Here is a 10,855-nt window from a genome sequence, read left to right as displayed (position 1 = left end):
CGTCAGCAGGGAAGTACGTGTCCGCCTACAGGGAGATTGGCATGTCCGCTAGCAGCCTGGACGCCCGGCTCGAGGCGCACCGGCATCTGGAGTTCTACTGGTTCCCCCACACCGACCGCGTCCAGATCAAGGTCAATGACCGTGCGCCGGAGGCGGACTTTGCGCCCCTGCCGCGCTGGCGGGAGCGCGTGGACGACGACCTGTCAGCCAATGTGCTTTTCGAGCGAATCAACCGGCTCGCCGCCGCGCGGCCGACGCTGACGCCGCGCATCAACCAGATCAGCGCCCGCGCCCTCTCGGCCCGGGAGTATGTCGACCGCTCCTATCGCGTGTTCTGCACCCGTCGCTCCGTGCGCTTCGTGGAGAGCGAGTATGCCGTTCCCCGCGCCGCACTGGTCCCCGTCCTGACCGAACTGCGCCGCTGGATCGACCGCTCGGGCGCCACACTCCCCTTCCCGGTCGAAGTGCGCTTCGCCGCCGCAGACGACATCTGGCTTTCCACGGGGTATGACCGCGCCAACGCCTATATCGCGATCCACCAGTATCACCGGCTCGACCACCGCCCCTATTTCGCGGCCTTCGAGGCGATCGTCGCCGAGCACGCCGGCCGGCCGCACTGGGGCAAGCTGCATACGCTCGATGCCCCGCGCTTGCGTGCGCTCTACCCGCGCTTCGACGACTTCCGTGCCGTGCGGGAGGCGGTCGACCCCGGCCGGACCTTTACCAACACCTATCTCGAGCTGGTCCTCGGTCTCGGAGTCTGAGTGCGGATGCGGCGGGCAGGGTGCTACTGGTTGCGCTGGACGACGCGCAAGGCCAAGTGGGCCAGGGCGGCTTTGACCTCGCCATCGGGCAGTGGGTCGAGCACCGCCTGGGCGGCCAGCGCCATCTCCAAGGTCTCGGCTTGAGCCCGGTCCATGGCCGGGTGGCCGCGCAGGAGGTCCAGCGCCTCGGCGACGTGGTCGTCGCTCGGGTCGAGCTGGCGTAGGAGTTCCTGCAGGCGCGCGTCTGCCGGGTCGGTGGAAGCCAGCGCATAAATGATCGGCAGGGTGCGCTTGCCCTCGCGGATGTCGGTCCCGGGCGCCTTGCCGAGCACGTCGGCCTCGGAGGAGATGTCGATCAGGTCGTCGGCCAACTGGAAGGCAATGCCGATCCGCTCGCCGTACTCGATGAGGACATCGATGACCTCGCGCGAGCATCCGGACAGCAGCGCGCCGTAGCGAGCGGCCGTGGCGATCAGCACCCCGGTCTTGTCGGCGAGCACGCCCAGGTAGTAGCCGTGCGGGTCTTCACTCGGGGGACAGGGGCGGTCGTCGCGGATCTGACCCGAGCACAGGCGGATGAAGGTCTGACTCTGGATCTTCACCGCCTCCGGCCCGAGGTCGGCGATGATGTCCGACGCGGTGCCGAAGAGCAAATCACCGACGAGGATCGCCGTCGAGTTGTCGTACTTCGCGTTCGCGGACGGCACCCCGCGCCGGGTATAAGCGTCGTCCATCACATCGTCGTGGTAGAGCGAGGCCAGATGCGTCAACTCGACGCCGGCCGCCGCCGCCACGATGTCTGGGCCGATCCCGGAGCCGAGCTCGGCGGCTAGCAAGGTGAGCAGCGGTCGGAAGCGCTTGCCGCCGGCACCGAGCAGGTGGGCATTCGCCTCGGCGATGAAGGGATCCGCATGGTCGACCCGAGCCTCTAGCAGCGCCTCGACCTCGGCGAGGCCGGCATCTAGGCGAGACTGGAGCTCGGGCGAGATGCCCGGCAGGGTCGGAGCGGGGGCGGGGGTCACCATACGATCAGCGCAGGAACTGGCTCGCGGTGTTGGCCAGGTCGAGGACGGGGCCGGGCACCACGCCCAAGCCGATCGTCGCGATGACCGCAGCGGCCAAGGCCACCGTGGACAGGATGGACGGCGTCAGAGCCACCACCTCGTCGTCACCGTCGGTGAAGTACATCAGCAAGATGATGCGGATATAGACATATGCCGTGATCGCCGAGCACAGGACGCCGATGATCACCAGGATGATCAGCGCCCGCCCGCCGTGCGCGATCGCGGGCGCGAAGGCCGCGAACTTGCTGGTGAAGCCCGAGGTCAACGGGATGCCTGCGAACGAGAGCAGAAGCAGCGCCATGATGGCGGCGATGACCGGGTGCTTCTTGCCCAGCCCGGCCCACTGGCCGATCTGGGAGGCCTCGGCGTCACCGCGGCGAACGAGCGCGACGATCCCGAAAGCCGCCAGCGTCGCCAGGCCGTAGGCGAGGACGTAGAACATCACGCCCGCGACCGCCGTCTTGTCGAAGGCCAGCACACCGACCAGGATGAAGCCGGCGTGCGCGATCGAGGAATAGGCGAGCAAGCGCTTGATGTCGGTCTGGGTGACCGAGAGGATCGAGCCGATGACCATGGTCAACGCGGCGACCGCCGCGATGGCCAGGCGCCAGTCCCAGCGATTGGCGTCGATCCCGACATAGACGACACGCAGCATCGCGCCGAACGCGGCGAGCTTGGTGCAGGCGGCCATGAAGCCGGTGATCGGCGTTGGCGCGCCCTGATAGACGTCCGGGGTCCACATGTGGAAGGGCGCCGCACCGACTTTGAAGAGCAGGCCGACCAGCACGAAGAGCACGCCGGGCAGGAGCAGTCCGTTGACCTCTGCCGGTGCCTTGGTGATCGCATCGGAGATCTGGCCGAACTTGATGCTGCCGGAGTAGCCGTAGAGCAGCGCGGACCCGAAAAGAAAGAAGGCACTGGCGAAGGACCCGAGGAGGAAGTACTTCAGCGCCGCCTCCTGCGAGAGCAGCCGGCGGCGACGGGCCAAGCCGGTCAGCAGGTAGAGCGGCAGCGAAAGCACCTCGAGCGCGATGAACATCACCAGCAGGTCGCCCGCGGAGGTGAAAGACATCATGCCGCCGATCGAGAACAGCGCGAGCGGGAAGACCTCGCTGGTCCCCCAACCCGCCCTCGACGCGGCGCGCTCGAGCGGCGAGCCGGGGACGGCAGCACCCATGGGGGTGAAGGCGTCCGCGCCCGCGGAGGAGAACTTCTCCGCCATCAACAACACCGAGATGAGCGACAGGATAAGGATCGAGCCCTGCATGAAGAGCGCGGGGCCGTCGATGATGATGCCGCCACCCAATGTGGCGCCCTGCTGGTCCACCGCCTTCAGCACCAGGGTCGCAAAGGCGAGCGCCAGCGTGCCGATGGCGAGAGCCACTTGCACGCTGTGCCGCACGGTGCGCGGGGCGAAGGCTTCGAGCACGGTGCCGACGAGGCCGCCGGCGAAGACGACGATGATCGGCGCGATCGCCCACCAGTCGACCGAAGGTGCGGTGTAGCCGCCCATCACTTCTCACTCCCAGTGATCGCGGTGGCCGGAACGACCGGTGCGGGGTCGCTCACTCCCACCTCGGTGAGCACCCGCTGCACTGCCGGGTTGATCAGGTCGAGCGCGGGCTTCGGATAGAAGCCGAGGAAGAGCAGGCTGAGAATCAGCGGGGCCACGACGAACTTCTCGCGCCAGCCCATATCGGCCGCCGCCGCGCCCTCGGCCGCCGGCCCGGTCATCATCCGCTTGTACATCCACAGGATGTAGATCGCCGCGAGGACCACGATCGGGGTGACCACGATCGCGACGCCCTTGTAGCGCTGGAAGGTGCCGTTGAGGACGAGGAACTCACCGATGAACGGGCCCATGCCCGGCAGTGCCAAGGAGGCCATACCCGCCACGAGGAAGGTCCCCGCGATGAGCGGCGTGACCTTCTGCCATCCGCCGAAGTCGGAGATTTTCCCACTGCGCCGGCGAGCGATAAGCATGCCCGCGATCAGGAAGAGTGCCGCCGTCGAGAAGCCGTGGTTGAGCATGTAGATGCCGGCACCGGCATTTGAGACCGTGGTCAGCGCGAAGATGCCCATGATCATCAGGCCGAAGTGGCTGATCGAGGTGTAGGAGATCAGGCGCATCAGATCGTTCTGCGCGATCGCGCACATAGCTCCGTAGTAGATGGAGACGACCGCCAGGGCGATGACGACCGGCGTGGCCCACTCGCTGGCATCCGGGAAGAGCTGCAGGCAGAACCGGATCATGCCGTAGGTGCCGATCTTGTCCAGCACGCTGACCAGCAAGGTCGTCGTCGCCGGGGTCGCCGTCGCCGCCACATCGGGTAACCACGTGTGCACCGGCCACATGGGCGCCTTGACCGCGAAGGCGAAGAAGAAGCCGATGAAGAGCCACTTCTGCGTCGTTGGGTCGATCGGCAGGCCGACGAGGTTTTGAATCAGGAAGCCCTGATCACCGCGGGGGCCCTGGAAGTAGAGCCCGATGACGGCCACGAGCATGACCAGGCCGCCGGCGAGCGAGAAGAGGATGAACTTCAGCGCGGCCGCCTGCCGGCCGGCACCGCCATACGACCCGATGAGGAAGTAGAGCGGGATGAGCATGGCCTCGAAGAAGACGTAGAAGAGGAAAACGTCGCTCGCCGCGAAGACACCGACCATGAAGGTCAGCAGCAACAGCAGCAGCGCAAAGTAGTTCTTCTCCCGGGTGCCCCCTTCGGGAACGTCATTCCAGGCGGCCAGGATGCAGACCGGCGCGAGGATCGTCGCCATCACGATCAGCGAGAGTGCGATGCCGTCCACTCCGAGGGCGTAGGACGCGCCGAAGGAGGAGATCCACGAGTGCACCTCGGTCAGTTGATACGCCGAGAAGTCATTGGCGTCGAAGTTGAGGACCGCGCCGACGCCGACGGCCAGTGTGGCCAGCGAGAAGACAAGGGCGAGTTCCTTGGCGCGCGCTGCCAGCGCCGACGGCAGCGCGGCGATCAGCGCCGCGCCGACGAGCGGCACGAGCAGCATCACGCTCAGCCAGGGGAAGTTGTCCATCAGTTCATCACCCACAGTGCACCGAGGATCGCGACGACGCCGGTGAGCATCGTCAGGGCATAGGACCGGGCAAAACCGTTCTGCGCGACCCGCAACGCCTTGGCCGCGCCGCCGGTGAACCGGGCCAGGCCGGTCACGCCGCCGTCGACCAATTCGTTGTCTGTCCAGATGACCGACCGGACGAGTTTGATGCCCGGCCACATCCAGATGGCTTCGTTGAGGTCATCCTGATAGAGGTCCTTGCGCGCCGCCCTGGTCAAGGCGTTGCCTGCCGGAGCGACCTCGGGGACATCGTCGCGGCCATAACGCAACCAGGCCAGCGCCAGGCCGGCGAGGACGAGCAGGAGGGTCAAAGCCATCAGGACGGGCACCGCGATCACCGGTTCACCGTGATCGTGATGGCCGGTCAAGGGCTCGAGCCAGTCGGTGAAGATGTTGGTCGGGCCGAGCACCAGACCGATCGCCGCGGAACCGACCGCGAGGATCATCATCGGGATGGTCATCGACAGCGGGGACTCGTGCGGGTGCTGACCGTCGGTCCAGCGGGCCTTGCCCTGGAAGGTCATGAAGAACAGGCGCGACATATAGAAGGCCGTCACGCCGGCACCGAGCAGGGCCGCGCCGCCGAAGACCCAGGGCCGCCAGCCCTCGCCGATGAAGGCCGCCTCGATGATCTTGTCCTTTGACCAGAAACCGGAGAAGGGCGGGACACCGAGGATCGCCAGCCAGCCGAGACCGAAGGTGATCCAGGTGATCTTCATATAGGGAGCCAGGTGGCCAAAGCGCCGCATATCGACTTGGTTGTCCATGCCGTGCATGACCGAGCCGGCACCGAGGAACATCCCGGCCTTGAAGAAGCCATGGGTGATCAGGTGGAAGATCGCGAAGGCGTAGCCGACCGGGCCGAGACCGGCCGCGAGCATCATGTAGCCGATCTGGCTCATCGTCGATGCCGCGAGAGCCTTCTTGATGTCGTCCTTGGCGCACCCGACGATCGCTCCGTAGAGCAAGGTGATCGCGCCGACGATGACGACCGCGAGCTGAGCGTTCGGGGCGCCCTCGAAGATCGCGTGGCTGCGCACGACGAGGTAGACACCCGCCGTGACCATGGTCGCCGCGTGGATCAACGCCGAGACGGGCGTCGGACCGGCCATCGCGTCACCCAGCCAGCTCTGCAGGGGGAACTGCGCGGACTTGCCACAGGCCCCCATCAGCAGCAGCAAGCCGATCGCGGTTAGCGTCGCCGTGTTCGCCTTCCCCACACCGGCGTTGACGGTCGCAAAGTCGACGCCGCCGAAGGTGGCGAACATCAAGAAGATGGCTAGCGCGAGCCCGATGTCACCGACCCGGTTGACGAAGAAGGCCTTGTTGCCGGCGGTGGCGTAGGCGGGGTTGTGGAACCAGAACCCGATCAGCAGGTAGGACGCCAGACCGACGCCTTCCCAGCCGACGAAGAGCAGCAGGTAGGAGTCCGCGAGCACCAGCAGCAGCATCGAGGCCACGAAGAGGTTCAGGTAGCCGAAGAAGCGCCGCTTGTTTGGGTCGTGGGCCATATAGCCCATCGAGTAGACGTGGATCAACGAGCCGACGAAGGTGATCAGCATGACGAAGCTGATCGAGAGCGTGTCGACCTGGAGCCCGGTGTTGAGCTGGAAGCTGCCCGCCGGGATCCAGTTGTAGAGCGTCTGTCGGGTCAGGCGATCCTCGGGATCGGCCTCCACGAGTTGCATCAAGGCAGCGACGCCGAGGCCGAAACTGGCCCAGGACAGGCCGGTCGCCAGCGCGGGACCGAAGCTGTTGGTCGCCCGGCCGCCGAAGAGCAGGAGCGCAGCCCCGGCCAGCGGTAGGGCGATCAACAGCCAGGCCGGCAGGCTGACCGCGTCAGATGCCGTGGCTTCGAGCGCCAACTGAGAGATGAGGGAGGTCACGGTGTGTTAGCTCCTTGTCAATACTTCAACAGGTTGGCGTCGTCGACCGAGGCCGAGCGGCGGGCACGGAAGATCGCCATGATGATGGCCAGACCGACCACGACCTCGGCGGCGGCGACGGCCATCACGAATAGGGCGATGGTCTGGCCGTCGATCGACTGGTGCATGCGGCCGAAGGTCACGAACACCAGGTTCGCCGCGTTGAGCATCATCTCGATCCCCATGAAGACGAGGATGGCGTTGCGCCGGGTCAACACGGTGGCACCGCCGATGACGAACAAGACGATGGCGAAGTAGATGTAGTTCATCAGGCTCATCGCGTCCGACCCTCCTCGATCTCCTTGGCGAGCTCGGCTTCCGCGTCGGTGAACCGTTGCGGGCTGGTGACTTGGCCGCGCTCTTGCAGGGTGCGGCTGACGGACAGCTCCGTCGGCCGGCCGTCGGGCAGCAGGGCGGGGGTGTCGACGGCGTTGTGCCGGGCAAAGACACCCGGAGCCGGGAGGCCGGCGACATACTCGCCGCGCTGGAAGCGACGCTTGGCCCATTCGCGCTGGTCCGGTTTGGCGCCGAGCCGCTCGCGGTGCGCCAAGACCATGGCACCCATGGCCGAGACCACCAGCAGCGCACCGACGAGTTCGAAGGCCCAGATGTAGTCGGTGAAGATCGCGTGGGCCAAGGAGGAGACATTGCCCGGTGAGGTGTTGATCTGGTCAAGATTCGGCGTGCCCGCGATGGTGACCTTGCCGATCACACCGGCGAGCAGGAACCCGAGACCGAGGGTGACCACCAGGGCCGCCCAACGCTGACCCTTGATCGTCTCGATCAGGGAGTCGGAGGAATCGACACCGACGAACATCACGACGAAGAGGAAGAGCATCATCACGGCGCCGGAGTAGACGAAGACTTGAGTGATGCCCAGGAAGGCCGCGCCATTGGCGATGTAGAAGACGCCGAGGACGACCATCGTCACGACCACGCCGAGGGCGGCGTACACGGCCTTCTTGGCGAAGAGCAGACCCGCGGCGGAGAGCACCGCCAGGGGGCCGAAGATCCAGAAGACGACTGCTTCAGCGGTCGACGTCATCGCGTCCCACCATCGACCTTTCCTTGGTAGTAGTCGCGCTCCTCCATGCCCTGCGCCATCGGGTGGGGCGGCGTGTGCATGCCGGGCTGGAGCGGGGCGAGCAGCTGCTCCTTGGTGAAGATCAGGTCGGCGCGGCTGTCGTCGGCGAGCTCGTAGAAGTTCGTCATGGTCAGCGCCCTGGTCGGGCACGCCTCGATGCACAATCCGCAGAAGATGCAGCGCAGGTAGTTGATCTGGTAGATGCGTCCATACCGCTCCCCCGGCGAGAAGCGGCCGGTGCCGCCCGGAGTGTCGTCATTGTTGGCGCCCTCGACCATGATCGCGTCGGCCGGGCAGGCCCAGGCGCACAGCTCGCAGCCGACGCACTTCTCCAGCCCGTCCGGGTGCCGGTTGAGCTGGTGCCGGCCATGAAAACGCGGCTGGGTGGGCCGCTTGACCTCGGGATACTCCTCGGTCTTGACCTTACGAAACATCGTCGCGAAGGTGACTCCGAAGCCCCCGACGGGAGCGAACATTTCGGAGAAGAATCCGCCCTTGTCCTTCTCAGCCATGGATCACTGCCTTCGTATTCGTGGACTCGGAACCGGCGAGGCGCTGGCCCGGGAGGGGCGGCACGGGATAGCCGCCGGCATACGGGTCGATGACATCGGGGATAACCGGTTTCGCGGCTTCGGCCCGGGCGCTCGCCTTGCCCTCCCAGATCCAGGTGGCCGCGAGGACGAGCAGCGCGAGCACGCCGATGACGATCAGCGAGGCCAGGCGCCGATCGGCACCGAGGAAGGAGACCGTCTTCTCACCGAGGTAGCCGTTGTCGGCAGCCTTGAGGAAGGCGACGGCGATGACCCAAACAAGGGTGCCGGGGATGAGGAACTTCCAGCCAAAGCGCATGAACTGGTCGTAGCGCGTGCGCGGGAGGGAGCCGCGCAGCCAGACGAAGAAGAACATGAAGGCCCAGATCTTCAGGAAGAACCAGAGCAGCCCCCACCAGCCGTGGTTGAACATGCCGTCATTGATGGCGGCGATGCCGGGAGGCGCCTGCCAACCGCCCAGGAAGCAGGTGGTCGCCAGCGCGGAGACGGTGAACATGTTGACGTACTCGCCCAGGAAGAACATCGCGAACTTCAGCGAGGAGTATTCGGTGTGAAAGCCACCGGTCAACTCGCCCTCGCCCTCGGCGAGGTCGAAGGGCAACCGGTTGGTCTCGCCGACCATGGTGATCACATAGATGACGAAGGAGATGATCAGCGGCACGATGTGCCACAGGTCCTTCTGGCTCTCGACGATCTGCGAGGTCGACATCGACCCGGAGTAGAGGAAGACGGCGACGAGCGCCAGACCCATGGCGATTTCGTAGGAGATGATCTGCGCCGTCGATCGCAGACCACCGAGCAGCGGATAGGTCGACCCGGAGGACCAGCCGGCCAGGACGACGCCATAGGCGCCGACGCCCGCGACCGCGAGGACCAGCAGGACGGCGACGGGCAGGTCGGTCAACTGCAGCGGGGTCTGGTGCCCGAACATCGAGACCGTCGGCCCGAGCGGGATGATCGCGAACGAGACGAATGCCAAGGCACCGAAGAAGGCCGGGGCCAGGATGAAGATCAGCTTGTCGGCGTTCTTGGGGGTCAGGTCCTCCTTCAGCGCCAGCTTCACACCGTCCGCGAGCGTCTGCAGTAGGCCGAAGGGACCGGTGCGGTTAGGGCCAGGACGCTGCTGCATCCGTCCGATGACCCGCCGCTCGAACCAGATCACGATCAGGGTGTTGAGCAGCAGGAAGACGAAGAGAAAGAGCGCCTTGACCAGCGAGAGCCACCACGGGGTGTCGCTGAAGTCGGTGATCGGGTTGTCGCGCGGGAGCGTGGGATCCGTCGCGGCAGCGAGCGCATGCAGCAGGATCACGAGGCACCTCCGGGTGTCACGGTCACGAGTTGGCCGGTGCCGGTGCCGAGGGTGGCGACCCGCGACCCGGTGGAGTTGGTGGGCAGCCAGACGACATTGTCGACCATCTCGGTGATGGCGACCGGGAGGCTGATGCTGCCGTGGGCGCCAGTCACGGTGACCACGTCACCGTCGATGACGCCCAGTCCGGCGGCGCCCGCCGGGGAGAGCCGGGCCACCGCTGCCGGGGCCGTGCCAGCCAGGAAGGGTTCGCCGTCCTGGAGGCTGCCCTTGTCCAGCAGGTGGTGCCAACTGGCGAGCACGAACTGTCCAGGGGACGTGGTCGGGACGTCGGCTCGCGCGGCCTGCGGGCGCACGGCCCGCGGGCCGCTCCACGCACCCAGCCCGCTCATCTCGGCCCGGACCTGCCCGAGGCTGCGCGCCCCGAGGAAGTGGTCGAGTTCGGCGGCGAGCAGGTCCAGCACTCGGTAGTCGCTGAGCGCGTTGGTCTCCAGGGCTGCCTCAAAGGTCCGCACGCGGCCCTCCCAGTCCACGAAGCTGCCCGCCTTCTCGGCGTGCGGCGCGATCGGCAGGATCACATCGGCGTATGCCGTGGCGCTGGACGGCCGGTAGTCGAGGGAGACGACGAAGGCTGCGCGCAGGGCGTCATGCGCGTGCGGGTCGGCCAGGTCGTCGAGGTCGACGCCGCCGACGACCAGCGCCGCGATCTTGCCGCTCGCCGCATTGGCGACGATGCCGGCGCTGTCGTGGCCGAGGTCGGTGGGCAGGCCCGACATCCCCCACGCGCGGGCGACTTCGTCGCGCGCGGTGATGTTGTCGAGCGAGCGGCCACCGGGCAGCAAGGTCCCGAGGGCGCCGGCTTCGAGGGCCCCTCGCTCCCCTGCGCGCCGCGTTGGAGGAGACGGGCCTGATCGCAGTCGCGGGCGTTCTGCGCCTTCAGCTCGTCGACGGTGGCGAACGACCGGTCGCCGCGCAGGTGCCGGCGGAAGGCGACCCGCAGGCGCTGGCCGTACAGGTCGCCGCCGCCGTCGAGCAGGTGGACCTCGAGCAGCAGGCCGTGCCCGTCGA

Annotated in this window: 9 protein-coding genes and 1 pseudogene; 1 reads left to right on the top strand and 9 read right to left on the bottom strand. The window is 66.8% G+C overall.

Going from position 1 to position 10,855, the window contains the following annotated elements; genetic code table 11:
• Positions 1-41: 41 nt before the first annotated feature.
• Positions 42-764: a D-arabinono-1,4-lactone oxidase gene (locus PKH97_RS09035; RefSeq protein WP_324387077.1), complete on the top strand. Its 723-nt coding sequence runs from the start codon at positions 42-44 to the stop codon at positions 762-764.
• A 23-nt stretch (positions 765-787) separates the two neighbouring features.
• Here the strand turns inward: PKH97_RS09035 and PKH97_RS09030 are convergent, their stop codons facing one another.
• The 9 genes and pseudogenes from PKH97_RS09030 to PKH97_RS08990 all read right to left on the bottom strand — a co-directional run bounded on the left by PKH97_RS09030 (position 788) and on the right by PKH97_RS08990 (position 10,629).
• Entirely contained in the window at positions 788-1,789 is a 1,002-nt protein-coding gene (locus PKH97_RS09030) for a polyprenyl synthetase family protein (protein WP_324387076.1), read from the bottom strand.
• Positions 1,790-1,793: 4 nt separating this feature from the next.
• Entirely contained in the window at positions 1,794-3,341 is a 1,548-nt protein-coding gene (gene nuoN, locus PKH97_RS09025) for an NADH-quinone oxidoreductase subunit NuoN (RefSeq protein WP_324387075.1), read from the bottom strand.
• Complete coding sequence (locus PKH97_RS09020; protein WP_324387079.1) at positions 3,341-4,876, bottom strand: NADH-quinone oxidoreductase subunit M; 1,536 nt, start codon at positions 4,874-4,876, stop codon at positions 3,341-3,343. The genes nuoN and PKH97_RS09020 overlap by 1 nt, the downstream gene beginning before the upstream one ends.
• The gene (gene nuoL, locus PKH97_RS09015) at positions 4,876-6,804 is read right to left on the bottom strand and encodes an NADH-quinone oxidoreductase subunit L (protein WP_324387074.1); all 1,929 of its coding nucleotides are present in this window, start codon (positions 6,802-6,804) and stop codon (positions 4,876-4,878) included. Before nuoL ends, PKH97_RS09020 begins: the two co-directional genes overlap by 1 nt.
• A gap of 17 nt (positions 6,805-6,821) precedes the next feature.
• Entirely contained in the window at positions 6,822-7,121 is a 300-nt protein-coding gene (gene nuoK / locus PKH97_RS09010) for an NADH-quinone oxidoreductase subunit NuoK (RefSeq protein WP_324387073.1), read from the bottom strand.
• The gene (locus tag PKH97_RS09005) at positions 7,118-7,888 is read right to left on the bottom strand and encodes an NADH-quinone oxidoreductase subunit J (protein ID WP_324387072.1); all 771 of its coding nucleotides are present in this window, start codon (positions 7,886-7,888) and stop codon (positions 7,118-7,120) included. Before PKH97_RS09005 ends, nuoK begins: the two co-directional genes overlap by 4 nt.
• 14 nt (positions 7,889-7,902) lie before the next feature.
• A pseudogene (nuoI, locus tag PKH97_RS09000) lies at positions 7,903-8,439 on the bottom strand (NADH-quinone oxidoreductase subunit NuoI); the annotation flags it as partial.
• Positions 8,432-9,781 carry an NADH-quinone oxidoreductase subunit NuoH gene (nuoH, locus tag PKH97_RS08995; RefSeq protein ID WP_324387078.1) on the bottom strand — a complete coding sequence of 450 codons (1,350 nt, stop codon included), beginning with the start codon at positions 9,779-9,781 and terminating at the stop codon, positions 8,432-8,434. The pseudogene nuoI and the gene nuoH, both read right to left, overlap by 8 nt.
• Positions 9,782-9,783: 2 nt before the next feature.
• The gene (locus PKH97_RS08990; protein WP_324387071.1) at positions 9,784-10,629 is read right to left on the bottom strand and encodes a molybdopterin-dependent oxidoreductase; all 846 of its coding nucleotides are present in this window, start codon (positions 10,627-10,629) and stop codon (positions 9,784-9,786) included.
• Between the last annotated feature and the right edge of the window lie 226 nt (positions 10,630-10,855).

It is taken from the genome of Nostocoides sp., assembly GCF_035343835.1.
Taxonomy (GTDB): Bacteria; Actinomycetota; Actinomycetes; order Actinomycetales; family Dermatophilaceae; genus Nostocoides_A; species Nostocoides_A vanveenii.
Note: the sequence above shows the minus strand (reverse complement) of the source record. Positions and strands in the feature narration are given on the sequence as shown.

What these genes read in the sequence shown, in the direction of transcription:
- PKH97_RS09035 (WP_324387077.1), top strand. Translation starts at nt 42, where the DNA reads ATGTCCGCTAGCAGCCTGGACGCCCGGCTCGAGGCGCACCGGCATCTG.
- PKH97_RS09030 (WP_324387076.1), bottom strand. Translation starts at nt 1,789, where the DNA reads ATGGTGACCCCCGCCCCCGCTCCGACCCTGCCGGGCATCTCGCCCGAG.
- nuoN (WP_324387075.1), bottom strand. Translation starts at nt 3,341, where the DNA reads ATGGGCGGCTACACCGCACCTTCGGTCGACTGGTGGGCGATCGCGCCG.
- PKH97_RS09020 (WP_324387079.1), bottom strand. Translation starts at nt 4,876, where the DNA reads ATGGACAACTTCCCCTGGCTGAGCGTGATGCTGCTCGTGCCGCTCGTC.
- nuoK (WP_324387073.1), bottom strand. Translation starts at nt 7,121, where the DNA reads ATGAGCCTGATGAACTACATCTACTTCGCCATCGTCTTGTTCGTCATC.
- PKH97_RS09005 (WP_324387072.1), bottom strand. Translation starts at nt 7,888, where the DNA reads ATGACGTCGACCGCTGAAGCAGTCGTCTTCTGGATCTTCGGCCCCCTG.